Below are 25880 nucleotides of genomic sequence, written 5' to 3'. Positions count from 1 at the left end.
AGAATAAAGAGAAATTTTTGTTGAAGACCTTGACCTCAGCAGAGTTTGCTTCAGAAAATTATTTTTAATAATTTTTTTAACCCGGTAAAGGCATTCGGTCCTTTAGAATTTTATTTCAGCAAAATTATAATCCTTTACAGGAAGTAGGAGGAGACAAAACGATGGCAATTAGTGAAGAACAAGTCCAACACGTAGCCAAGCTTGCCAAGCTTTCATTTAACCAAGAAGAATTGCAGGGATTTACTGAACAATTAGGCAAAATTATTGATATGGTGGAATTATTAGAAGAGGTTGATACGACAGGCGTTCCGTTTACTTCAAATGTCGCTGAAGCAATCAACGTGATGCGGGAAGATGTGGCAGCACCTGGTTGGAACCGTGACGAATTAATGCGCAACGTTCCAGAATCTGAAGACGGATTTATTAAGGTTCCGGCAATTATTGACAATGGGGAGGCCGGTGCCTAATGGAAAAATTATACGATAAAACGCTAGTCGAATTACATGACCTATTGGTTTCAAAGGAAGTTACCTCAGCGGATGTCACTGGGGCCACCTTTGAGCGGATTAAAGCGACAGAACCTGAAGTTGAAAGCTTTATTACTTTGAATGAAGAAAAAGCGATGGCGATGGCCAAAGCAATCGATGTCAAAGGTATTGACGAAAATAATGTTTTAGCCGGTTTACCGATTGGCATTAAAGACAATATTGTGACCAAAGATCTATTAACGACGGCGGCTTCAAAAATTTTATACAACTTCAATCCAATTTACGATGCAACCGTGATGGATAAAGTTTATCAAGCGGATTTAATTCCTGTTGGTAAATTGAACATGGATGAGTTTGCCATGGGTGGGAGTACCGAAAATTCTTATTTCAAAGAAACGAAAAATGCCTGGGATCATACAAAGGTTCCCGGCGGTTCCTCTGGCGGTTCTGCTGCAGCTGTTGCAGCAGGTCAAATCCCGGTTTCTTTAGGGAGCGATACCGGCGGCTCAATTCGTCAACCGGCTTCTTTTAACGGAATTGTCGGTATGAAACCAACTTATGGTCGCGTATCCCGTTTTGGTTTGATTGCCTTTGGTTCTTCTTTGGATCAAATTGGGCCATTGACTCGAACAGTAACAGACAATGCGTTAACTTTGAACGCTATCAGCGGATACGATCCAAAAGATGGCACCTCTGCTGGCAATTCTGTTCCTGATTTCACCGCTGGTTTGACCGGCGATATCAAAGGCATGAAAATTGCCTTGCCAAAAGAATATTTAGGCGAAGGCGTTCAACCGGATGTGCGAGCAGCTATTTTGAAAGCTGCTGAAACCTTTAAAGAACTTGGTGCAACTGTTGAAGAAGTCAGCTTACCCCATTCAAAATATGGAGTAGCCGTTTATTATATCATCGCCTCTTCTGAAGCGAGCTCCAATCTGCAACGTTTTGATGGCATTCGTTATGGCTATCGTTCTGAAAATGTCAAAAACTTAGAAGATGTCTATGTGAATTCTCGTTCTGAAGGTTTTGGTCTAGAAGTGAAACGCCGGATTATGTTGGGCACTTTCTCATTGAGTGCTGGTTATTATGATGCCTACTTTAAAAAAGCTGGACAAGTAAGAACCTTAATCATGAATGACTTTAAAAAAGTCTTTGATAACTATGATTTAATCATTGGCCCATCTTCGCCGACGGTGGCCTTTGGCTTAGGAGAAAATATCAACGATCCAATCACTATGTATATGAGTGATATTTTAACAATTCCAGTCAACTTGGCAGGACTGCCAGGGATGTCCATTCCGGCTGGATTTTCTGAAGGCTTACCAATTGGTTTGCAAGTGATCGGTAAGCATTTTGATGAAGCTAGCATGTATAAAGCCGCTTACGCTTTTGAGCAAGCGACTGATTTCCACAAACAAAAACCAGTGATTTTAGGGGGAGAAGCATAATGAATTTTGAAACAGTTATCGGCCTTGAAGTCCATGTTGAATTAAAGACCAACTCTAAAATCTTTTCACCAGCGCCAGCTCATTTTGGTGCGGAACCCAATAGCAATACTAATATTATTGACTGGGGCTATCCTGGTGTTTTGCCAGTGATGAATAAGGCTGCTATTGAATTTGGTATGAAGGCCGCCTTAGCTTTAAACTGTGAAATTTCTAAGGACACCCATTTTGACCGGAAAAATTATTTTTATCCGGATAATCCAAAAGCTTATCAAATTTCACAATTTGACCAACCGATTGGTCATGATGGCTGGATTGAAATCGAAGTCGAAGGCCAAAAGAAAAAAATCCGCATTGAACGGGTCCATTTAGAAGAAGATGCTGGTAAAAATATGCACGGCATCGGCGGTTATTCTTACGTTGACCTAAATCGTCAAGGTACACCTCTGATCGAAATTGTTTCAGAAGCTGACATGCGTTCACCTGAGGAAGCTTATGCTTATCTGGAAGCACTCCGGTCAATTATTCAGTTTACCGATGTTTCTGATGTGAAAATGGAAGAAGGCTCAATGCGTTGTGACGCCAATATTTCTTTGCGCCCTTATGGTCAAGAAGAGTTTGGGACTAAAACAGAATTGAAAAACTTAAACTCCATGAGCTTTGTTAAAAAAGGTTTGGCCTTTGAAGAAAAACGCCAAGCGAAAGTCTTATTATCCGGCGGCAAAATCGATCAAGAAACCCGTCGTTTTGATGAAACGACAAACAAAACAATTTTAATGCGGGTTAAAGAAGGTTCTAGTGATTACCGGTATTTCCCTGAGCCTGATATTCCTCGTTTTGTGATTGATGATGAATGGATTGACCAGGTTAGAGAAAGTCTACCGGAAATGCCAGCGTCACGTCGTTTACGTTATATCAAAGACTTAGGCCTGCCAGAATATGATGCGATGGTCTTAACCTTGACGAGAGAAATGTCTGATTTCTTTGAAGATACTTTGAAAGCCGGTGCCGATGCTAAACAGGCTTCGAACTGGTTGATGGGGGAAGTTTCTGCTTATTTAAATAGCGAAAAATTAGAATTGACTGAAACGAAAATTACCCCTGATAATTTAGCCGAGATGATTGCTTTAATTGCTGATGGCACCATTAGTTCTAAGATGGCGAAAAAAGTCTTTAAAGAATTAATCGAAAATGGTGGTGGCGCTCGTGAAGTCGTGGAAGCAAAAGGTTTGATTCAATTGTCAGACCCTGCTCAATTACTGCCAATTATTAATGAAATTTTGGATAACAATGAACAATCTGTTAATGACTTTAAAAACGGCAAGGATCGTGCGGTTGGCTTCTTAGTTGGCCAAATTATGAAGGCGACAAAAGGACAAGCCAATCCAGGCGTTGTCAATAAATTATTACAAGAAGAATTAGCAAAACGTTAAGAGGAAGTTTATGAGAAAAGCACGCGTCATTTATAATCCTACTTCTGGTAAAGAAGTCTTAAAAAGAAATTTAGCAGATATTCTTCAAAGCTTAGAAGAGGCCGGTTATGAAGCCAGTGCTTATGCCACAACACCAGAGCCGAATTCTGCTAAAAGCGAAGCCCGCCGAGTTGGTGAGCTAGGTTTTGAAGTCGTGGTGGCAGCCGGTGGTGACGGTACGATTAACGAAGTGGTCAATGGTTTAGCACCGTTAGCTATTCGCCCTAAAATTTTGGTGATTCCAGCGGGGACCACCAATGACTATGCACGGGCGTTACGCATCCCGAGAGGCGACATTAAAGGGGCTGCTGAGATAATTAAACGCAATCAAACGGTTAAGATGGATATCGGGAAGGCTGCTGACACTTATTTTATTAATATTGCAGCCGGCGGTTATCTGACAGAACTAACTTACGAAGTTCCTTCGGAGTTGAAAAGCATTTTTGGCTACTTAGCGTATTTAGTCAAAGGAGCAGAAATGCTGCCTCGGGTAAAACCAGTCCAAATGCATATCGAATACGATGATGGCGTTTATGACGGACAAGCATCGATGTTTTTTATCGGCTTAACCAATTCAGTTGGCGGCTTTGAACAAATTGTGCCGGATGCTAAATTGGATGATGGTAAATTTTCTTTAATCATCGTCAAAACGGCGAATATTTTTGAAATTGTCCATCTGATTGCTTTAATGATGAACGGTGGCAAACACGTCAACGACCCGCGGATTATTTATCAAAAGACCAACACTCTTTATGTGGAAACCGAAGAACTGGATAAACCGTTGATGATTAATTTAGACGGAGAATACGGCGGTGATGCGCCGATGCGTTTTGAAAATCTCCATCAGCATTTGGAATTTTTTGCCAATACCGATGCGATTCCTGACGAGGCTATCACTGGCGTTGATCCAGAAGAAGCCGAATATGAAGAAGTCGGTAAAGAATTTGTCAGAGAAGTTGAAAAATTAACTGATGAAGACCTCGATGGCGACGGTCAGATTGAAGATAAATAATAGTCATGATGAGTGGCTGTGACACAAGTTATTACAGAAAAGTTTTTCCGAAGAATATTCAGTAGAAGTTGGTAATGGAGCTTTTAGCTAGGGATTTTAAATAAATTTTTAGTTAGAGCTTTTAAGATAACCTGCTGAGTATTGAGATAATGTTGCTTTGCCTTTGAGGAACAACTGGACCACAGAAGCAAAGTCTTTATTTTTCGGGATATTCTGTAAGAAAAACTTGTGTTACGGTCACTCTCTTTTAAGGTTACAAGGAATTGATTGCTTTTTAGCGGGGAATTCTTTATGATGTAGCGAGAAGAAAATTTTAAGGAGCACACAATGAAAGAGTACCCTGTAGAAAAAAATCAGCAAATAATTGTTGTAATTACGGATTTGACCCATGAAGGATTAGGGGTTGCCAAAATTGATGGCTATCCCATTTTTATTGAAAATGCCTTGATTGGCGAGGAAGTCAAAGCGTTAGTCGTCAAAGTTGGGAATAAGTTTGGCTATGGTAAGGTGTTAGAATTATTAACAGAAAGCCCAGACCGTCAGCCATTGGCTAATTTAGATTTACTAAGAACTGGCATTGCACCTTTAGGCCATTTGAAATACGAAAAGCAGTTGTTGTTTAAACAACAGCAAATCGAGAAAGATTTAGCCCGCATCGCTAAATTGCCGGAGGTGCCTGTTTTGCCCACCATTGGCATGGCCAACCCAGTCGGCTATCGTAATAAGGCTCAAGTGCCGGTAAGAAAGATTGATGGCCAGTTGGAAATCGGTTTTTATCGGAAAAATTCCCATGATGTCGTACCGATTGAAGATTTTGTTATTCAAGATCCAAAAATTGACGAAGCTTTGCAAACAATTAAAGCAATTTTATGTCGCTTCAATGTTAAACCTTATAACGAGACAGATAACAGTGGCTTTTTACGCAATATTATTATTCGTCGGGGCCATTATAGTCATGAAATGATGGTAACATTAGTAACCAGATTAGAAAAATTCTTTAAGGGTAAAGAATTGGCGGAGCAAATTGCCAAAGAACTTCCCGAAGTGGTGTCGGTCATTCAAAATGTCAACGAAAAAGTGACCAACGTCATCTTAGGTGATAAAGAAATTTTGCTTTATGGCAAGCATTATATTGAAGATCAGCTTTTAGATAATAAATTTGCTATCTCTAGTCGTTCATTTTATCAAGTGAATACTTTACAGACGGAATTTTTGTATCAAACGGCCTTTGACTTTGCTGGTTTGACTAAAGAAGATGTTGTCGTCGATGCTTATTCGGGGATTGGCACAATCGGTCTGTCATTGGCAAAACGTGTGGGACATGTCTATGGTGTGGAGGTAATTGCTGAAGCAGTTGCCGATGCTAAAATGAATGCTCTGTTAAACGATATCGACAATGCTGATTACAAACTGGGTTCTGCTGAAAAAATGATGGCCAAATGGGTTGCAGACGGAATCAAACCTTCTGTGGTTTTTGTTGACCCGCCTCGTAAAGGCTTGACCAATAGTCTGATTGACTCGATTGCCGAAAGCGATCCAAGTCGAGTGATTTATATTTCTTGTAACCCAGCTACTTTGGCACGGGACTTAAAACTTTTTGCCGACTTAGGCTATCAAGCGGAAAAAATTCAGCCAGTGGATTTATTTCCGCAAACTTATCATATAGAAAGTGTCACACTGCTGACAAAAAGAGCGTAAACATGACTGAAAAAAATACCAAAGAAAAAATGTTAGAAATTATCAAAAAGAAACAAGGGGGCGGCAAGTCAGCCAACACGAATACTCCCCGCAACGACCGCAAAAATATGCGCAAAGGACCAAAAATTTATAATAAATAAGTTTTGTGCTGAGTCAAGATTCCGTCAAAGAATCTTGGCTTTTTCTTTGTCTTTTTTGAATATGCAAGTAAGGAAGAAACAAATTTCTAAGAAAACAGTGGTTGTGAGAAGCTGAACTCTGTTATTGGTCATTAAGCATTTGCTAACACTAATCTAAGAAATTCGATAGCGAAAGTATTTTCGGCCTACCGATAAACTTGAAAGCAAGACAACTGACTTACAATTAAATTTCGAAGCAGCCACAGAGGTCAAGCTTATTTTTCAAGAATAAAAATGTTATAATAATAGGAATCTAAGATTCATTATTAAAATTGCTTCCTAAAAAAATAATCGTTAAAAATCACAATAGAAATGAGCGACTTATGACAATCACATCCGCAAAGCAAATTAATTTGACGAAAATTCAATTACCAGAATTGACAGAATTAAAACGAGTGCCTCTGACTGACGAAACGCTGGCCGCTCGAAGAGAAAAAGTCCTAAACCTAATGAAAACCAAGCAACTGGACAGTCTAGTAATTTATTCAGACTTGGAGCATGGCGGCAATTTTGAATATTTGACTGGCTTTGTCCCCCGCTTTGAAGAGGCGCTGCTAGTTTTACATCAAGATGGTCGAGGGTTTTTATTATTAGGAAATGAAAACTTAAACAAAGCCGATAAAGCTCGTCTTTCAGCAAAAGCGATTCATGTACCTCATTTTTCTTTACCAAATCAGCCAATGACCGACGATAAGCCGTTAACGGAGTATCTTGTTGAGGCTGAATTAAAGGAAAATACTCGTGTTGGTTTAGTCGGTTGGAAATTATTTACTAGTAATCATGCAGACAATCAAAGTTTGTTTGAAGTGCCCTATTATTTAGTAGCGGCTTTAAAAAATGTCGTTGGAGAAGATAACTTAAGCAACGAAACAGGCTTGTTCATTGATAGCAGTCAAGCTGGTGCCAGAACGCAAAATAATGCGAACGAAATTGCCCACTATGCCTTTGGCGCACAATTAGCCGGGCAGGGGATTTTTTCTGCTATTAAGAATCTGCAGCTAGGCGTCAGTGAATTTGAAATTGGCAGACAGCTAAATCAATTAGGTCAGTCAAATAGTGTTGTTACGATTGCTGCTTTTGGGGAACGTTTTAAAAAGGCTAATTTATATCCAACCGAAAAAAAATTGATGCTTGGCGAGACGATTTCTTTAACTGTTGGGTATAAAGGTGGCTTGTCCTCTCGAGCAGGTTATGGCGTCAATGAGGCGAGTGAATTACCTGAAGGGCAGCAGGATTATTTGGAGAAATTGGCGAAGCCGTATTTTGCCACTGTCGTTACTTGGTTAGAAAATTTGCAGGTTGGTCAAACCGGTGCTGAGGTGTATCAATTAATTGAAGAGGCTCTGCCAAAAGCCACTTATCATTGGCATTTGAATCCAGGTCATTTAGTTGCTGATGAAGAATGGCTGTCATCGCCAATCTATCCTAATTCAAAAGAAATTCTAACCAGCGGCATGCTCTTACAATTAGATATTATTCCTTCAATGGCGGGTTATGCCGGAGCCAGTTGTGAAAGTACCTTATGCCTTGCCGATGAAAAGCTGCAAAATGAATTAAAAGCCAGCTATCCAATTTTGTGGCAGGCGATTCAAACACGGCGAGCCTTTTTAAAAGATGTGTTAGGTATCCAAATAAGCCCGCAACTTTTACCGCTTTCTGATACAGTGGCTTTATACAGCCCGTTTATGTTGCAGGCCGACCAAGTGTTAACCAAAAAAATGTGATCGCAATCAAGGGGTGAACAGCGATGCCAGTTGAAGTTTCACAAACATTACAAAAACAGCTCCAAACTGATTTTACGAAAGGCTATCGGCAATTTATTCAAAACTCGCCAGTAGAAGAAGGGCTGGCGGAAACTATCGGCAGTCAGTTGGGTATTTTTTATTTGCTAGGGCAGACCGCTTCTTTAGATAAGACTCGTGTGCTGTCATTTGATGTTGACGGTCAACGACACGCAACTTATTTTCACTGGTCTGAGGATTTGGCAATTCAAGGGGCACAGAGCAGCCGCTTTTTTCTCCTGCTGACGGAGTTTGGCTTACTATCGGGTATAGAAATTCATCATAGTGAGGGAGTGGAGGAAAAAATCTGGCAGGATTTTCTGGGAGAAAAAAGTGTCACAGAGATTCGTGCCAGTTTGAGGAACCTTCAAGAAAAGGGTCATTTTTCTAAAGACCTGCCTCTTATCACAAAGTATGCAGAAATTTTACAAAGTCTAGCTGATTAAATGGCGGGTAAATAATCACAGAGACTCAGATATTAATTAAATCAAAATCAAATTTTCTGAAACGAGCTGGCAATTTCTGTCAGCTCGTTTTTATTTTTGAGGCTGTCTATTAGATTTCAGCGGTAAAGCTACTTTCTAGTGTATAAATAGATTGGTTTATTGCAGCCGAAAATCTGCAGATTCATCTATTGCTAAGATTAATAGCATGGCTTCTTTTTAGTATGTCTTAAATGCAATTAAAAGAAATATATATTATATAAAAAACGTTATTGAAAATATATAGCGTAACATATATAATTAATTATGATCTTGTTGGAGGAGGTGTCTTAGTGGAATTAAGCAAACGTCAATTGAAAATTATCGATATCGTGAAAAGTAACCAACCCATCAGTGGTGAAAGCATCGCCAGTCAATTAGGCTTGAGTCGCGCAACGTTGCGCAATGATTTATCAATCCTGACGATGACTGGACTTTTAGATGCTCGCCCGAAGGTTGGTTATTTTTATACCGGTCAAATGGTGGAGCCACTGATTTATGACCAACTATTTACGATTAAGATACAAGATATCATGGTCAAGCCTTTATTAATCTCTCAAGAAATGTCAGTGTACGATGCCATCACTAGTTTATTTATGTATGATGTCGGCTCTTTGTATGTCAAAAATGCTGATGAGGAATTAATCGGAGTAGTCTCGAGGAAGGATTTGTTGCGCTCGGCCGTCAGTAATTCAAATCTTGAGCGCACACCTGTAGCGATGATTATGACGAGAATGCCCAACATTGTCACCGTTACCCCGGAGGAAACTATCATGCAGGCGGGTAATCTGCTGTTGCAACATCAAGTTGACTCGCTGCCGGTGGTATCGTCAGAGAATCCTAAAAAAGTTGTCGGGAAAATTACTAAAACAAAATTGATGACTTATTTTGTTGAGTCAGGCAATGCCTTCAAAAATGAAACATATTAATTTAAAAACTTATTAGAGGTGGAGAAAATGAAAGCTGCAAAAATTTACTTAGTGTCTGATTCAGTAGGGGAAACAGCCCAAAAAATTGTCACAGCGGTTAGCGCCCAATTTCCAAGTGTGGATTTAAGTGATGTCACGTTGTATCCCTTTACAACAGACGAGGAAAACCTGATTGACATTTTACGGGATGCTTTAAAGGAAAAAGCGATTGTCGTGACGACTTTGGTGGAAAAAAACTTAGTCAACGCTGTCAAGGATTTTGCCAGCCGGACTGGTTTACAGACGGTGGATTTAATGTCACCTCTTTCGACGATTATTGAATCAACCTTTGGCGTGCCACCCTTGGAAGAGCCTGGTGCGATTCATCGGTTAAATCAAGAATATTTTAATCGGGTAGCGGCGATTGAATTTGCTGTAAAATACGATGATGGGAAAGATGCTAAAGGCTTTTTAGAAGCGGATTTAGTAATTCTGGGTGTTTCACGAACATCTAAAACACCTCTAAGTTTGTATTTGGCAAATCGAGGCATTAAAGTTGCCAATCTCCCTTTGATTCCAGAAGTAGAGATGCCTAAGGAAATTTTTGAAATTCCCCATGAAAAAATTGTCGGCTTGACCACCAATGCAGATCGTCTAACAAATATTCGTAGATCAAGAATGGCTTCTTTAGGCTTAAAGGGCGAATCAAAATATACGAATCCAGAGCGGATTACGGAAGAATTAGCTTACGCAGAAGAAATTTTTGCCAAGCTCGGAGTAGAAGTTATCAATGTCAGCGAACGCTCAATTGAAGAAAGTGCGGTCATCATCGAAGATTCTTTGAAAGCGACCGCAAATGGATAAAACAAAAGCACTAGAAGATTTAGTAGAAGTTATCAATCTTGATGCCATCCAGCATTTACCGAAGCCAACTGAGCATTTTATCAGCGATCTTCACGGCGAATACGATGCCTTTGAGCATATTTTGCGAAATGGCTCCGGCAGAATTCGTGAAAAGGTTGACTATTTGTTTAAGCGACAGCTGCGCTCTGAAGAAATTTCTGAACTGTGCTTTATTATTTATTATCCAGAGGAAGTCTTAAGCGAAAGCGATTACGACGAGCAGCAGTGGTTTGTGTTGATGGAGCGTTTGGTTAAAGTGGCGCGTTTTAGTGCCGGCAAGTATACCCGCTCAAAAGTTCGTAAGGCGTTGCCGCAGGATTTTGCTTATATCATTGAAGAACTTTTGTATCAATACGATCAAGAGTATGAAAAAGAATGGTATTACGGTTCGATTTTTAATAAAATTATTGAACTGGATTTGGCTCAAAAATTCTGTGAAATTTTAGGTCACCTCATTCAGCGTTTGGTGGTGGACCACTTACATGTGTTGGGGGATATTTATGATCGAGGACCTGCTCCGGATAAAATTATGGACAGTTTGATGACACTGCCTTCTTTAGATATTCAACTAGGCAATCATGATATTTTATGGATTGGAGCTTTTTGCGGCTCTTTAGGCTGTTTGACGAATTTACTGAGGATTTCAGCCCGCTATGGCAATTTAGAGCTACTTGAAAAATACGGGATTGATTTAGCGCCTTTAAAAAAATTTGCTAAAAAAAATTACCAAGAAAATGCGGCTTTTGCTCCGAAAATTGAAGCGGGAGAACTGTCGGCAGAAGATTGCAAGGATGCCATGCGGTTGCAGCAGGCACTGGCCATTATGCAATTTAAAGTTGAAGGTACCATTATTAACCGGCGGCCAGAATTTCAGCTGGATGAGCGTCTGCTGTTGGATAAATTAACAAAGGACCAGACAGAGTTAAACTATTTCGGAACCAAAATTCCACTGATTAACGGCTGCTTTCAATTAGTCGGTCAAGACGCCTATCAACTTACCGATGAAGAGAAAATAGTCTTAACAGGTCTGCTGCAGGATTTTCAAAATTCTGAGCGGTTGCAAAAGCACATTGCATTTTTAGTGGAAAAAGGCACATTGTATTTGCGCTATAATGGCAATTTGCTTTTTCACGGTTGCCTGCCCTGTGACCAGCAGGGGGAGTTCCTCAGCTATCAGTTTGGCGGTCAAACCTATCAAGGAGTCGAGTTGTTGGACTTTTATTTAGAATCCATCCGAACTAGTTTTAAAAATCCTCAGGAGCATGAGGATTTAGCGACAGATATTATTTGGTATTTGTGGTGCGGAGCTGGTTCGACTTTATTTGGTAAGAAGGCAATGAAAACCTTTGAACGCTATTTTATTGCGGATAAAAAGCTGCACACAGAAGAAAAAAATGCCTATTATCAACTGCGGGAAAAAGCCGCTTTTTGCGAAACTATTTTACGTGCCTTTGATTTATCAGAAAACGGCCATATTATCAATGGCCATACGCCAGTAAAAGTTGTGAAAGGCGATATTCCTATCAAAGCGGATGGGCGCTTGTTGGTGATTGATGGCGGCTTATCCAAGCCTTATCAAAAGGTCACCGGCATTGCCGGCTATACTTTAGTGGCGAATTCTTTTGGGATGACGCTGGTGGCCCATCAGCCCTTCACGAATCGGCAAGAGGCCATCAAAAATCGCCAAGACATTTTATCACAAAAGGAAATTGTCGTCCGCAAAAATCAACGTCTCTATGTCAAAGATACTGACATCGGCCAAGAACTAGCCCGACAGATTGATAAGCTATTGGGATAATCGAATAAAAAACCTCAAAGAGCTGGCCGCTGCCAAATTCTTTGAGGTTTTTTGTGTTTCGTTAGATAGGAAGCATTTCTAATTTGTAACAGCCGTTTTCTGATCGATTAACTGATTAATCTGCAACTGCAATTCTTCAAAGCCCCGCAATGACATGTAAGGCTCAATCACGTACATCGGTTTGTCGAAATAAGTATAGTGGGGAGCAAAACGTGTACTGACAGAGGAAGTGGAGATAATTAAATCGACCTTTTCAATTAACTGGGGTGTTTGATCCAGCTGACTTAAGCTATCTACAAAAAAGTATTCAATCGGACCCTTCAATTTTTCCTTGAAACGGCCCAGAATAAAACTGTCTGGCAACGAATAGGCCATTGAAACAATTAACACATTGAGTTTATCCTGCTGATTGGCCAGCTTCAATAATAAATCAGGAAAGTAGGCAATCAGTAAAAATAAATGGGTGTAATACAAGTCTTGAGGAATATCAAAGGTCAGCTGCCGATAAATATCTTTTAAAACAGCAGCAATTTTTTTTATTTGATTTGGATACATTTGTGTATGGGAAATAATAAAAATTTTCCGGAATTCCCCTAAAAGCGAAATATAATCACCGGCCACTAAGAACAAATAGTCATCCATACATAATTTTATGCATAACGCCTCTCTTTGAGAAATGGCAGAAGTTTCTTCATCAGTTAAGGTTAAAGCCAATGCTGTTTCAAAAATCGCCAATGCAGAATCGGTGTCCTTTTTTAAAGAGGCCATCATTTTGTTGGTGGATAACACTAGCTCCCATTGGATCTTACTGCTGATTAGATAATCGCCATAATAAAGCCAAAGACATTCCCGATACATCCAGCTATCAAACAACAGAGCAAAATGTTTTTCGATTTCCAAAATGGCACTTTGAATCGGTGCCAAATCCGGGGTGATAACAGCGGTTGAATTGTTGCGGTTTTCTGGGAAAAAATGTCCGTTAGCGATACGAATCAAGCTGACATAAAAGGAATATTCCAATTGAACTTTCGTCGCATAGCCTTCACTAAAATGATTGCTCAGCATAAAATCTTCAATTAATAGACGAATGGCTTGACTGCCTCTAATTGAGCCGGAAAGCTCAGCGAAATCTATTTTTTTTTCACGATAATATTCTGTAAACAGATAGCGAATGGTGGCTTCATTTCCGACTAGCCGCATCGGTCGGCGGGTAATCGAAATATCCAATCCTTTTAAGGCGTTTGCAATTTTTTTGAAGATCCGGGAGACTGTTGCGGGACTTGTATACAGATAATTGGCTAAATCGTGAATATTTTCATGATTTTCAAAGAGTAGCTGTTCTAATAAATCAAATTCCAATGAGGATTGAAGAACTTGTGTATAGAGTAGATCAATGCCGTATTCGGAATTGTGGAGGATTGTGTAGCCCGAATGATTATGAATGATTGTGAATAGCGGGAAGACTTGATTGATGGTTTTAATGTCTGCATCGAGGGCTTTGATGGGAAAGCCCCAGAGCTGATCGATTTCCTCGCGGGTTTTCTCTTGTGTCGAAATATAAAGAATTTCAATCAGGCGAATTTGTCGACGAACAGCATTTGGCAATAAACTGCGTAAATTCATCTTCATCCCCCCTTTTTTCCTCACTTTAATTATATCATTGAAGTGAGGAAATCGTGGAAGTCCTTGCTTCAGCTTTTTCTGCTAAAAAACAAAAAATGAAATTTTAAGAAAACCTCAAATATGGTAAAATCATGTGCTGATTTTCTGAGAATATGTTACTTTGAGAGGGTATTATTCAAAGGAAGGATTCAACTTTTATGAATATTCTTTTAGCAGTTGAGTGCGAGGCAACAGCCTATGATTCAACTTTCACTTTTATTTCTTATCAGCAAAAAAGCTTGCTCCTGCAATTTTCGCCTGATTTTCATCTCCGCAGTCTTTCATTAGGGGAGATTTTTCAGGAAAATGGCATTCAGGGCGTCAAGGATTTTTTTGAGAAAAATTTTCAGCTGGCAATTGATGGCAGCGTTGTCGTCCGGGAAAAGGATTTAATGCAGATTTTGAATATCTATTTTCCTAAGGGCATCCCTGGATTGACAGCTTCACAGCTGATTGCTGACCCCAAAGAGATTAGTGAGTTACTAGCTTATCAGCGAAACATGGAGGGGCCAGAATCAACTTTTGTCTATCAGCGGCATTTTTTGAGAATTCTTAAAAATCAAATCATCCGCAAACGCAATCTCTTGAAGATGAATGTGATTACTCGTCAACTGATTCAATATATGACGACTGACATTAGTCAACAGCAATTTTTAAAATTGTTGCTGAGTTTAGTCCGCCAGTCGGCTTCACTAGAAAAATATGTGTTTCCCCTCGAAAATACCTATCGCATTTTACCAGCTGGTCAAAAACAGCGGCTGAAGATGGTGGACGTGGGGCAAAACGAACGCCTGCTGCGGAACTTTTTGCAGGGGGCATTATTAAAGGAGAGTTAGGATGTCCAACAACTGGCTGAGTAAAATGATGAGCAGCTACTTAAATTACCGCAAATTTATGACGGGCCGCTACGGTAGCTTTGATACGATAAATCGGGCACTTCTGGTGGTTGCCTTGATTGCGCTATTGTTTAGACGCTGGTTAAACGGTTATCTGGTTTTGGCGATTGTTGCTTTAACAATTGGCTTAATTATTTTCCGTTTTTTATCTAAGAAAATTTATGTAAGAAGCAATGAAAATCAGCGCTTAAGTCGTTTTTTCGCCGGTGCAGCTCAACGAAACAGCGAGCAAACCCATGAACGGCATCAGCGCAATGCCTACAAAAAGGCCCAAAAACAGCAACGGCAAGCTGCTAAAATGAAAAATCAACGGCAGCAGGCGGCTAATATTCAAGCTGTCATTTTCAAATGTGACAATTGTGGTCAAAGCTTGCGGGTGCCACAAGGCAAAGGCAAAATTAAAATTACCTGTAAAAATTGCCAGCATACCTTTATTAAAGAGACTTAAATCCGAATAATCTGAAATAAAATTGCTCTTTAGTTCACAATTCGTGTACTAGAGAGTTTTTTTCTATGCTATAATGAAAAAAATTTGATACAGGAGTTGTTTATATGAAGGCAATTGTAACAGTTATTGGAAAAGATAAAGTCGGCATCGTAGCCGGTGTCAGTAGCAAGCTGGCGGCATTAGAAATCAGCATTCAAGATGTATCACAGACAATTATGGATGATTATTTCACCATGATGATGCTTGTGACTTTTGGCGTGGGCGATATTGATTTTGAAAACGTGCGTAAAGAGCTCAATCAAGTCGGCGATGCACTGGGCGTTAAGGTCAGCATTCAAAACGAAGAAATTTTTAATGCGATGCATAAATTATAACAGGAGGCGTAAACTGTGGAAACCAATCAAATCTTAGAAACGATTCGCATGATTGAAGAAGAAAATCTTGATATCCGCACCATCACGATGGGAATTTCTCTTTTAGACTGCATTGACAGCGACAGTGAGCGGGCCTGTCAAAAAATTTATGATAAAATTACCCGTTTAGCGAAAGACTTGGTAAAAGTTGGCGAAGATATTGAAACAGAATTCGGTATTCCAATTATTAATAAACGGATTTCTGTGACACCGATTGCGATTATCGCAGCGGCAACGCAGGAAACTAGCTACGTTAAATTTGCGAAAGTTTTGGATAAAGCGGCGGCGGCTGTGGGAGTTAATTTTATCGGTGGCTTTACTGCTTTAGTGGAAAAAGGCTACCAGCATGGCGATATTATTTTAATTGATTCAATTCCTGAGGCCTTAGCCGAAACGGATTTTGTCTGCTCCTCAGTCAATATCGGTTCAACAAAAGCCGGCATCAATATGGATGCCGTTGCCCACATGGGAGAAATAATTAAAGAAACCGCAGCAAAATCCGACATGGGCTGTGCCAAGTTAGTCGTCTTTGCCAATGCGGTTGAAGATAATCCTTTTATGGCCGGAGCTTTTCACGGTGTCGGTGAAGCCGATTGTGTCATTAATGTCGGCGTCAGCGGACCGGGAGTTGTTAAAAGAGCGTTAGAAAAAGTCAAAGGTCAATCCTTCGATGTTGTGGCCGAAACGGTTAAACAAACGGCCTTCAAAATTACCCGCATGGGCCAATTAGTCGGCCAAATTGCTTCGCAGCGCTTAGGCGTTCAATTCGGAATTGTTGATTTATCTTTAGCGCCGACACCTGCGATTGGCGACAGTGTAGCGTATGTATTGGAGGAAATGGGCTTGGAGTCTGTGGGAACCCACGGAACAACTGCAGCGCTAGCTTTATTAAATGATGCCGTAAAAAAAGGTGGCGTGATGGCTTGTAATCATGTGGGCGGTTTGTCTGGTGCTTTTATTCCCGTTTCAGAAGATGCTGGTATGATTGCCGCAGTAGAAAACGGCTCCTTAAATTTAGAAAAATTAGAAGCGATGACTGCGATTTGTTCAGTGGGCTTGGATATGATTGCGATTCCTGGAGATACACCAGCGCAAACAATTGCAGCCATGATTGCCGATGAAGCCGCAATTGGCGTTATCAATCACAAGACCACTGCTGTGAGAATTATTCCAGCCAAAGATACGAAGGTAGGGGACATGGTGGAATTTGGCGGTCTGTTAGGTCGAGCACCAGTTATGAAAGTCAATCCGAATTCCTCAGCTGATTTTATTGAGCGGGGCGGGCGGATTCCTGCACCAATCCATTCCTTTAAAAATTAAAACACCAAAGGAGAAGAATTTGTTAAAACATTTTATTTGGGATTTTGACGGTACTTTATATAATTCTTATCCAGTGATTACCCAAGCAGCACTGGGCACATTTAGGGAATTTAATCAGCCCTACACAGATCAAAATGATTTTTATCGGCAGATTAAGATTGGTTCTTTGGGAGAATTAATTCAAAAAGCTGGTATTGATAAAGGGGCCTTCGATAACATTTTTGTTGCCAAAGAAGGTCAGGAGCTGGCAAAAATTTTACCTTTTGCAGAGACGAAATCAACGGTGATGGCTTTAGCAAAAAGAGGCGGTCAGCAATTTATTTTAACCCATCGGCAAGTTGCTTCGGCTGAAAAATTATTGCAACGGGATGGCTTATTGGGTTATTTTTCAGAAATTGTCGGCGCTGATAGCGGTTTTCCCCGTAAACCTCAGCCGCATTCGCTGACGTATCTATTAAATAAATTTCAGTTAAATCCTACTGAAACTTTGATGGTTGGTGATCGTCGTTTAGATGTAATCGCTGGAAAAAATGCCGGCTGCCAGACCTGTCTGTTTGACCAGGATGGTTTTTTGGGAGAAATTCCGGCAGATTATCTCGTAAAAGATTTAGCAGAAATTCTATCTTTATAGTGTTATACTAAAAAGAGAACAATAGGAGGGATAATTTTGGAACTTGTTAGATTTAAAGAGTTAGTTGAGGCCTACCATTACGATGCGCGTAATCCTAAAGGCGAATACAAAACAGAATTGAAAGTTGGTTTTTCACCACTGAAAACAGAGGATGAAAAATTTCCTAAAGAGGATACTTTAGTCGGCACTAGAATTGAATTTGTTTTACCTTTTGACCGCTATGTTATTTCTGGTCGGGTCAGCCAGGTCAATCAAGTAAAAAACCGTAAAATTGAAACGCCTAAAGATTTAAGTCAAGCTGAGGTCGATGAGTTAGCGGCACCTTTATTTGATTTAATTCAACGGTTAACTTATGAGGTAACAGAAATTGCCTTGGATGAGCCGGGCATGAAATTAAACTTCAAGGTTGATCCTAATAGCGATCCGAAACCAATGGCTGAGCCAGATGCTGCAGCTGAAGAAAAAACTGAAGAATAAAATCAGTATTCCGTGATAGTTTGAAGCTATCACGGTCTTTTTTTATTATCAAGAATCTAAAGCAGATAAGTCCCTTCTGACAAAAGTTTGTGTTACGATGAATTTGTCACTGAGTCAACTCAGTGTGATTCTTGAAGAAGAGTCACAGGGAACCTTTACTTCCTTGATGGACTTGTCATCACATTTATTAGGAGGAAATAAAATGACAACATTCATCACCGTTTTAGTGGTTCTGGCTTTTGTAGCAATTTTATTTGGATTTTTCCTGTTGCAAAAACGCCATACCAAATTTTCAACCCGCGTATTCTTGGCCTTAGGCGTCGGAATAATTTTTGGCGGGCTACTGCAATTATTTTTTGGCACCGATAGTGAGATTACCACCAATGCCATGAGTTGGATTGGCATCGCTGGTTCAGGTTATGTCCGGCTATTACAAATGCTGGTTATTCCACTAGTTTTTGTTTCAATCGTCGGCGCATTTACTAAGATGCAGGCCTCTAAAAAATCGGCAAAATTAGTTTTACTGTCTTAGCGACTTTGCTAGGAACAACAGCAATTGCTGCCTTTATCGGCTATGGTTCAACCATTTTATTTGGTTTGAATGGCGCAACCTTTACAGAAGGTGCCGCTGAAACCGCTCGGATTGCTGAATTAACTACTCGTTCAGAAACTGTTGCTAATTTAAGTATTCCAGATCAAATCTTATCTTTTATTCCCACAAATGTCTTTGCCGACTTTGCTGGTACTAGATCAACTAGTACGATTGCTGTCGTTGTTTTTGCGGCCTTTGTTGGGGTAGCGTATCTCGGTATCAAACGCAAAGCAGAAAAAGAAGCAGAATTTTTCGCAAACTTCATCGAAAGCTTATATAAAATTGTCATGCGCATTGTGACCCTGGTTCTGCGTTTAACGCCTTACGGGGTAGCAGCTTTGATGACCAATGTCTTGGCAACCAGTGATTTTGAAGCAATCGTCAACTTGGAACTCTTTGTAATTGCCTTTTATGTGGCCTTATCTGCAGTCTTGATTGTCCACTCGTTGATTTTAGTTGGCGTGAAGGTCAATCCAATCACTTATTTCAAAAAAGCTTTCCCAGCCTTGAGCTTTGCATTTACCTCACGATCAAGTGCAGGAACTTTACCGTTAAATATTGAAACACAAACCCAAGCATTAGGTGTTGATGATGCGACTGCGAATTTTGCCGGTAGTTTTGGCTTATCGATTGGGCAAAACGGCTGTGCCGGTGTTTACCCAGCGATGTTGGCAACGATTGTTGCACCAGCGGCTGGTTTAAATATTTTCAGTTTGGAATTTGTTTTGATGTTGATTGCGATTGTCACTATCAGCTCCTTTGGGGTTGCCGGTGTCGGCGGTGGGGCAACTTTTGCTTCTTTAATCGTTCTTGGTTCAATGAACTTGCCAATCGCAATTGTCGGTTTGGTAATTTCTGTAGAACCTTTGATTGACATGGCAAGAACAGCTGTTAATGTGAGTGACAGTATGTTAGCCGGTGTTGTGACTAGCACTCGTATTAATGAATTAGACCGAGATGTCTTAAATGACGCAGAAAAAATTATTGATGCGAACGCATAATTTATTTTAAATAAAAGTAGAGTTGTAATTGACTGTCTGCTGTGTTGAAAGTTTAGCGCAGCGACCGTAATTGCAACTCTACTTTTTTAGTAGGCGTTGACGCTAAAATTTGCTACACTACAAAGGAATCAAAAAAGAGGAGCGTGACCTATGTTTTCAAATGAAATAAAAATTATGCTGTATGTCAATGATGTGCCGGCTAGCAGTCAATTTTGGCAAGCTATCGGCTTTGTTGAGCGGGAACGGGCAGCCGTTGACGGGACTGTTGTTGTCGAATTGTCCCCGACAGCAGAAAGCCAAACTAGAATTGTCCTTTACGATTTAGGCTTTATTCAACAACATTCACCTGAAGTTGCCGGCAATTCACCTTCACTGATGTTTGCCAGTGACACTATTTTTGACCTGTATAAAAAAATGCAGGCAGCTCACGTAACGCTGGGAGATTTAGTGCAATTGGGGGAAGAGTATGTCTTTAATTTTGCCGACAATGAAGGCAATTATTTTGCTGTCTCAGGAAAATAAGGTTAACGAAAACAAAGATTTGCGAAAAATAGCACAAGCAGAAACTTAGGTGATTCGCTTTTTTTTCTCTATAATTAATTTCTGAAATTATGCTGAAGGAGATTAGTATGGATTATCAAGTATTGCTTTACTATAAATATGTTAAAATCGCCAATCCGGAGGAATTTGCCAAGGAACATCTGGCTTTATGTAAAAGTTTGAATTTAAAAGGCCGCATTTTGGTGGGGGAAGAAGGCATCAACGGCACGTTATCTGGTTTAACTGCTGATACACAGGCTTATATGGAATATATGCAAGCAGATGAGCGCTTCAAAGATATCTTCTTTAAAATTGATGAAAGTCCTGAGCACGCCTTTAAAAAAATGTTTGTTCGGCCCCGCAAAGAAATTGTCAGCTTAAATTTAGAAGATGATGTTGATCCCAATCAATTGACCGGTCAATATCTAGAGCCTAAAGAATTTAAAGCGGCATTATTAGATGAAAATACCGTTGTCATTGACGCCCGCAATGATTATGAATATGATTTAGGTCATTTTCGTGGCGCTATTCGCCCGGATATTCGCAACTTTCGGGAACTGCCCCAGTGGATTCGCGACAACAAAGAAGAGTTTATGGAAAAACGCGTAGTGACCTATTGTACCGGTGGCATCCGCTGTGAAAAATTTTCCGGCTGGCTCGTTAAAGAAGGCTTTAAAGACGTTGGTCAATTGCATGGTGGAATTGCTACTTATGGTAAAGACCCTGAAGTCCAAGGAGAATTATGGGACGGCCAGATGTATGTCTTTGATGAACGGATTGCTGTTGAGATTAATCATGTCGACAAAACAATTATCGGCCGGGATTGGTTTGATGGTACTCCCTGCGAGCGTTACATTAATTGTGCCAACCCGGAATGCAACCGTCGCATTTTAGCCTCTGAAGAAAATGAGCTAAAATACCAAGGCAGCTGCAACGAGGAATGTCGAAAACATCCCCGCAACCGTTTTGTCTTAACGCATCCACAAGCAGTTTGAGTATCGACTTAAGCTGTATCCATTTTTAAAATGAATAGCTAAACGAGCTCTGCAAAAGCCAGCTGGTAAATTTTTGAATGAACCAGCTGACAACTTTCGCCAGAGCTCGCTTTTTTGAAAACAATTACACCTTTTGCCAAAAAAAGGTATAATTGAATGGTAGAAAAGGAGTCTTTCATATGCTGAAATTAGTTTATGCCATCAGTGACATCCACGGACAATTAGACTTGTTTGAAAAATTATTAGCAGATTTTGATCCCCAGCTGCATCATCTGGTTTTGATTGGCGATTTAAATGATCGGGGCCCGCAATCAAAGGCCTGCTTGTTAAAGGGCCAAGAATTAGTGGAGGAGTTCGGGGCAACTTATTTGCGGGGCAATCATGAAGAATATCTTTTGCAATTTCTCAATAGCCCTGAAGACTGGTTTGCCGGCTATGTGCGCAATGGTGGCGGTGAAACCATCAATAGTTTGCTGCATTCAGGGGCAACGTTAGAATATTCTCCAACAGAAATTGCCATGATGATTCATAGCCGTTACCAAGATTTAATTACATTTTTAATGGAGCGGCCCCTCTATTTTGAATGGGAAAAATATATTTTTGTCCACGCCGGCGTTGATTTAACTAAAGCTGATTGGCATGCTACCTCTGACCGGGATTTTTTATGGGTTCGTGAACCCTTCCATCAGGGAAAAAACAATACCGGCAAGACAATCGTCTTTGGCCACACGATTACGCCGCAACTACATGGAGATATGGAAACAACCGATCTCTGGCAGGAGGATGACAAAATTGGCATTGATGGTGGCGCCATTTTTGGTGGCTCCGTCCACGGGGTAATTTTTGATGCAAAGGGCATTGTCCAAGATATTGAATACCAAAACATGAATGGTCCTTGGCAGCCACAGTTTTAAATCTTTAAGAGAATCTCGTTTCGACGGGATTCTCTTTTTATGTGACAAGAATTTGTGCTAAAATAAATAGCGATTGAATAGTTGGAGGATGAAGATGGATAGTTTAAATCAAACAATTTTAGCCTTAGTATCACAGGAATTAAATGAATTTAAAGGCGGGCAAATCAAAGCAGTTTTAGAATTATTAGCAGATGGCAACACCGTGCCGTTTATCGCCCGCTATCGGAAAGAAATGACCGGCAGTCTTGATGAAGTACAAATTCGTTTAATTGAAGACCGCTATACGTATTTAACCAATTTAGAAAAGCGCAAAGAAGAGGTTGTGCGCTTAATCGCTGAGCAGGAAAAATTAACGCCTGAGTTAGAACAGGAAATATTAAAAGCTACTAAGATGCAGCAGGTTGAGGATTTATATCGGCCCTATAAGCAAAAGCGGCGAACTAAAGCGACCATTGCTAAAGAAAAAGGATTGGAACCTTTTGCAACTTGGTTGATGAGCCAACCACAGGCTGGTGATGTTTTAGTTGAAGCTCAAAAATATTTGAATGATGACTTAGAAGTTTTTTCAACAGAAGAAGTTTTGGCAGGCGCTCATGAAATTTTAGCTGAACAAATCGGCGATAACGCTAAGTTTCGAACTTGGATTCGTTCCTATACCTTTAGTAAAGGCGCTTATGTGAGCCAAGTCAAGGCTGCTGAAAAAGATGAAAAAGAAGTCTACCACATGTACTATGATTTTTCAGAACCAATTCATAAGATGGTTTCCCACCGGATTTTGGCTACTAATCGTGGTGAAAATGAAGATATTTTAAAAGTCAGTCTTGTGATTGATGAAGCAAAAATTATGGAATATTTTGACAAGCAGTTAATAAAAAATTCTAGTTCACCGACAGTGCCACAAATTGTTGACGCCTATAAAGATAGTTATAAACGCTTTATTGGTCCAGCGATTGAGCGGGAAATTCGCAATGAGTTAACAGAAAAAGCCGATGATCAGGCCATCGCTATCTTCGGTGAAAATTTACGAAATTTATTGCTGCAGCCGCCATTAAAAGGCAAAGTCGTTTTAGGATTTGACCCAGCATATCGGACTGGCTGTAAATTAGCCGTCGTTGATGCAACTGGTAAAGTTTTGGCGATTGAAGTGATTTATCCCCACAAACCAGCAGGGGAGGCCAAACGCCAAGCAGCCGGTCCAGCCTTTTTAAAACTGATGGAAACACATCAAGTCGATGTAGTTGCCATTGGAAATGGGACGGCGAGCCGAGAGTCAGAACAATTTGTCTCCGAACAAATTAAAAAATTGCAACGAGAAGCCTTCTATGTAATTGTCAACGAAGCTGGGGCGTCTGTCTATTCAGCCAGTGACATTGCCCGTAAAGAATTTCCTGATTTACAGGTAGAGGAAAGAAGTGCCGTCAGTATCGCCCGCCGCCTGCAAGATCCTTTAGCAGAATTAGTAAAAATTGATCCAAAAGCCGTTGGCGTGGGACAATACCAGCATGATGTTTCACAAAAACGTTTGGCGGAGCAATTGGACATCGTTGTTGAAACAGCGGTTAACCAAGTTGGCGTTGATTTAAATACCGCCAGTCCGCAATTACTGCAATATGTTTCCGGCTTAAATAAAACAACCGCTCAAAATGTGGTCAATTATCGGGAGGAGAACGGGGAATTTGCTAGTCGGCCCCAGCTTAAAAAAGTGCCCCGCTTAGGACCTAAGGCATATGAACAAGCGATTGGATTTTTGCGGATTCCCAATGGTAAAAATATTTTAGATAATACTGCGATTCACCCGGAATCCTATGCCGGTGCCAAAGAAATTTTGAAAATGGCAGGGATTACTGAAAAAGATTTAGGAACTGAAGCAGCGACTACGGCCTTAAAACAAATAAAACTAACTGAGGTAGCTCAAAGCTTAGAAATTGGCCATGAGACTGCCAAGGATATTCTGGCAGGCTTGATTCAGCCCGGCAGAGATATGCGGGAAGAAAGTGCTAGTCCATTATTAAGAAAAGATGTCTTGACGATGGAGGACTTAAAGCCCGGCATGGAATTGCAAGGCACTGTCCGCAATGTGATTGATTTTGGTGCCTTTGTTGATATCGGTGTGAAACAAGATGGCTTGGTGCATATTTCAAAACTTAGCAACAAATTTGTTAAACACCCAACAGATGTCGTGGCAGTCGGCGATATTGTGACAGTTTGGGTTGAACAAATTGATGTTAATAAAGGCCGCATCAGCTTGACAATGATTGCCCCGCAGGGATAAAGAAAGTAATAGGTAAGACGATGACAAATCAAGAATTAACCGAGTTGGTGGAGGAAATTTCACTGACCTATTTTAAAAAGCCTTTTGTTCATCAAGCTTTTTTCAATCGGCGCCTGAAAACAACAGGCGGCCGCTATCATTTAAAAGACCATCATCTGGATTTTAATCCGTTAGTGTTTGAAAAATATGGCAAAGCTGAGCTAATCAGCGTTATTAAACATGAATTATGCCATTACCATCTGCATATCGCTGGCCGTGGTTATCAGCATAAGGACGTCGATTTTAAACGGCTTTTAAAAGCTACAGGAGGCGCCCGTTACGCTAAGCCATTAGCTGCGCCTAAAAGTCTTTTTTGCTATCAATGCGCCAGCTGCCAGACACCTTTGTATCGCCAGCGGAAAGTTGATACAAAAAAATATGTCTGCGGCCGTTGTCGTGGCAAATTAATTTTTATCGGGAGAAAAACTTATGACCACTCAATCCAGCAAACTGGCTGATCTTAATCTTGTGTTAAATTATCTGGCTGACCAGCCTAGCGCAAAGCTTTTTGCCGAAAATAAAACCTATCCTCTATTAATTCTAGCTGGCAACAGTCTGCCGCCTTTGACCGAGGCAGCAGGTCAACTAGTCAAAGAGGGAAAAGTTGAAAAAATTTTGTTAAGCGGTGGCATTGGTCATGCTACTCAGTTTTTGCAGAAAAATTATCAAAAAACAGGCTACAATTTTTCTAAGGAGCTGTCAGAAGCTCAGATGAATCAATTGTTTTTAATTGAAGCTTGCGGCTTAGTTGAGGAGCAATTGCTCTTAGAAAATACCTCGACTAATTCTGGTGAAAATTCCAGCTTTTCTTTAACTGCTTTACGAGAAATTTACGGAGTAGCCTTGCCAAAGGATATTTTGCTAACCAATGATCCGCTTTTACAAAAGCGGACCAAAGCGACATTTAAATTTAATTGGCAGGCAGAAGCGAGCCAGTTTGAAAATTTTGTGCCGATTGTTCCTCAAGTAAAAGAGCTGACGGAAGAATTGCGTTTCACTGATAGCAGACTGAATCAGCTGTGGCAAAAAGATTATTTTTGGAATCTGGTTTTAGGGGAATACACCCGCTTAAAAGATGATGAAAACGGCTATGGATCAAAAGGGAAAGGCTATATTGAGACCGTGGGGATGCCTGCTGAGGTCACAGCTGCATTTGAAAGGCTGTTAGAAACAGAGAAATTTAATTTGCAACGCTAAGAAAGTAAATTTTATTGAATACAACTGTATTGGATGAGTTTTCATAGAATCGTTTTCCAACAAAATTTGTCGGCCAGATTTATTAATAAAAATTTAACTTAAAATGATTCAAGTCGGTAAGATTCGGGTTCAATTCCTGTAATTCTTGTCAGCTTGGATTTTTTATTAATGCCGATTATTAGGAAAATTTTGTCAGGTTTTAAAATGTCAAGCCTCCTTATCATCAAGGATTAATAATGATTGAAATTTTTTTTTATTTGTTAGATAATGATAGGCGTGCCATAAGGTATAAGTTTGTTATTACATATAGCTGAAAT

General features: G+C 40.2%; 24 protein-coding genes and 1 pseudogene. 24 read left to right on the top strand and 1 reads right to left on the bottom strand.

The genetic code is table 11. The features are described from left to right. The first annotated feature begins 161 nt into the window (after positions 1-161). From gatC to ORH16_RS07795, 11 genes are all read left to right on the top strand, one after another. Complete coding sequence (gatC, locus tag ORH16_RS07845; RefSeq protein ID WP_265457742.1) at positions 162-467, top strand: Asp-tRNA(Asn)/Glu-tRNA(Gln) amidotransferase subunit GatC; 306 nt, start codon at positions 162-164, stop codon at positions 465-467. Then, positions 467-1936: an Asp-tRNA(Asn)/Glu-tRNA(Gln) amidotransferase subunit GatA gene (gatA, locus tag ORH16_RS07840; RefSeq protein ID WP_265457740.1), complete on the top strand. Its 1470-nt coding sequence runs from the start codon at positions 467-469 to the stop codon at positions 1934-1936. The genes gatC and gatA overlap by 1 nt, the downstream gene beginning before the upstream one ends. After that, positions 1936-3366: an Asp-tRNA(Asn)/Glu-tRNA(Gln) amidotransferase subunit GatB gene (gene gatB / locus ORH16_RS07835; protein WP_265457738.1), complete on the top strand. Its 1431-nt coding sequence runs from the start codon at positions 1936-1938 to the stop codon at positions 3364-3366. The genes gatA and gatB overlap by 1 nt, the downstream gene beginning before the upstream one ends. Before the next feature lie 10 nt (positions 3367-3376). Beyond that, positions 3377-4417: a diacylglycerol kinase gene (locus ORH16_RS07830; protein WP_265457736.1), complete on the top strand. Its 1041-nt coding sequence runs from the start codon at positions 3377-3379 to the stop codon at positions 4415-4417. Between the two features lie 327 nt (positions 4418-4744). Beyond that, positions 4745-6115 carry a 23S rRNA (uracil(1939)-C(5))-methyltransferase RlmD gene (gene rlmD / locus ORH16_RS07825; RefSeq protein WP_265457735.1) on the top strand — a complete coding sequence of 457 codons (1371 nt, stop codon included), beginning with the start codon at positions 4745-4747 and terminating at the stop codon, positions 6113-6115. 2 nt (positions 6116-6117) lie between these two features. After that, entirely contained in the window at positions 6118-6255 is a 138-nt protein-coding gene (locus ORH16_RS07820; protein WP_265457734.1) for a hypothetical protein, read from the top strand. A gap of 362 nt (positions 6256-6617) precedes the next feature. Next, complete coding sequence (locus ORH16_RS07815; RefSeq protein ID WP_265457733.1) at positions 6618-8018, top strand: M24 family metallopeptidase; 1401 nt, start codon at positions 6618-6620, stop codon at positions 8016-8018. Positions 8019-8041: 23 nt separating this feature from the next. Further along, a complete protein-coding gene (locus ORH16_RS07810; RefSeq protein ID WP_265457731.1) occupies positions 8042-8521 on the top strand; it encodes a hypothetical protein in 480 nt (159 codons plus the stop codon). 329 nt (positions 8522-8850) lie between these two features. Next, complete coding sequence (locus ORH16_RS07805; protein WP_265457729.1) at positions 8851-9486, top strand: helix-turn-helix transcriptional regulator; 636 nt, start codon at positions 8851-8853, stop codon at positions 9484-9486. A gap of 27 nt (positions 9487-9513) precedes the next feature. Next, entirely contained in the window at positions 9514-10329 is an 816-nt protein-coding gene (locus tag ORH16_RS07800; protein WP_265457727.1) for a pyruvate, water dikinase regulatory protein, read from the top strand. Continuing rightward, positions 10322-12166, top strand: coding sequence for a fructose-1,6-bisphosphatase (locus ORH16_RS07795; protein ID WP_265457725.1), 1845 nt, complete (start codon positions 10322-10324; stop codon positions 12164-12166). The genes ORH16_RS07800 and ORH16_RS07795 overlap by 8 nt, the downstream gene beginning before the upstream one ends. 78 nt (positions 12167-12244) lie before the next feature. Here ORH16_RS07795 and ORH16_RS07790 read toward each other — a convergent pair whose 3' ends face one another. Further along, a complete protein-coding gene (locus ORH16_RS07790) occupies positions 12245-13789 on the bottom strand; it encodes a helix-turn-helix domain-containing protein (RefSeq protein WP_265457723.1) in 1545 nt (514 codons plus the stop codon). Between the two features lie 197 nt (positions 13790-13986). Between ORH16_RS07790 and ORH16_RS07785 the strand changes: the two genes are divergently transcribed. The 13 genes and pseudogenes from ORH16_RS07785 (at position 13987) to ORH16_RS07725 (ending at position 25563) form a co-directional block, all read left to right on the top strand. Continuing rightward, positions 13987-14664, top strand: a complete 678-nt coding sequence (locus tag ORH16_RS07785) for a hypothetical protein (RefSeq protein ID WP_265457721.1) — start codon at positions 13987-13989, stop codon at positions 14662-14664. 1 nt (position 14665) lies between these two features. Continuing rightward, positions 14666-15172 (top strand): hypothetical protein, encoded by a 507-nt coding sequence (locus ORH16_RS07780; protein WP_265457720.1) that lies wholly within the window; start codon positions 14666-14668, stop codon positions 15170-15172. Positions 15173-15276: 104 nt separating this feature from the next. Next, positions 15277-15546: an ACT domain-containing protein gene (locus ORH16_RS07775; protein ID WP_265457718.1), complete on the top strand. Its 270-nt coding sequence runs from the start codon at positions 15277-15279 to the stop codon at positions 15544-15546. A gap of 15 nt (positions 15547-15561) precedes the next feature. Next, positions 15562-16905: a PFL family protein gene (locus ORH16_RS07770; protein WP_265457716.1), complete on the top strand. Its 1344-nt coding sequence runs from the start codon at positions 15562-15564 to the stop codon at positions 16903-16905. 19 nt (positions 16906-16924) lie between these two features. Next, positions 16925-17536, top strand: a complete 612-nt coding sequence (locus ORH16_RS07765; RefSeq protein WP_265457714.1) for an HAD-IA family hydrolase — start codon at positions 16925-16927, stop codon at positions 17534-17536. Positions 17537-17572: 36 nt separating this feature from the next. Next, positions 17573-18013, top strand: coding sequence for a DUF1149 family protein (locus ORH16_RS07760; protein ID WP_265457712.1), 441 nt, complete (start codon positions 17573-17575; stop codon positions 18011-18013). Between the two features lie 202 nt (positions 18014-18215). Further along, a pseudogene (locus ORH16_RS07755) lies at positions 18216-19606 on the top strand (L-cystine transporter). A gap of 150 nt (positions 19607-19756) precedes the next feature. Beyond that, complete coding sequence (locus ORH16_RS07750; RefSeq protein ID WP_265457710.1) at positions 19757-20128, top strand: VOC family protein; 372 nt, start codon at positions 19757-19759, stop codon at positions 20126-20128. A gap of 107 nt (positions 20129-20235) precedes the next feature. Next, a complete protein-coding gene (locus ORH16_RS07745) occupies positions 20236-21141 on the top strand; it encodes a rhodanese-related sulfurtransferase (RefSeq protein WP_265457709.1) in 906 nt (301 codons plus the stop codon). Between the two features lie 179 nt (positions 21142-21320). Beyond that, a complete protein-coding gene (locus ORH16_RS07740) occupies positions 21321-22055 on the top strand; it encodes a metallophosphoesterase (protein ID WP_265457708.1) in 735 nt (244 codons plus the stop codon). Positions 22056-22149: 94 nt separating this feature from the next. Continuing rightward, positions 22150-24327 carry a Tex family protein gene (locus tag ORH16_RS07735; RefSeq protein WP_265457706.1) on the top strand — a complete coding sequence of 726 codons (2178 nt, stop codon included), beginning with the start codon at positions 22150-22152 and terminating at the stop codon, positions 24325-24327. A gap of 20 nt (positions 24328-24347) precedes the next feature. Continuing rightward, complete coding sequence (locus ORH16_RS07730; protein ID WP_265457705.1) at positions 24348-24824, top strand: SprT family protein; 477 nt, start codon at positions 24348-24350, stop codon at positions 24822-24824. Continuing rightward, complete coding sequence (locus tag ORH16_RS07725; RefSeq protein WP_265457703.1) at positions 24796-25563, top strand: ElyC/SanA/YdcF family protein; 768 nt, start codon at positions 24796-24798, stop codon at positions 25561-25563. The genes ORH16_RS07730 and ORH16_RS07725 overlap by 29 nt, the downstream gene beginning before the upstream one ends. Positions 25564-25880 lie beyond the last annotated feature (317 nt).

It is taken from the genome of Enterococcus sp. HY326, from assembly GCF_026157065.1.
Classification (GTDB): Bacteria; Bacillota; Bacilli; order Lactobacillales; family Enterococcaceae; genus HY326.
The sequence above is the reverse complement of the archived record's forward strand: the minus strand, read 5'-3'. Positions and strand labels throughout refer to the sequence as shown.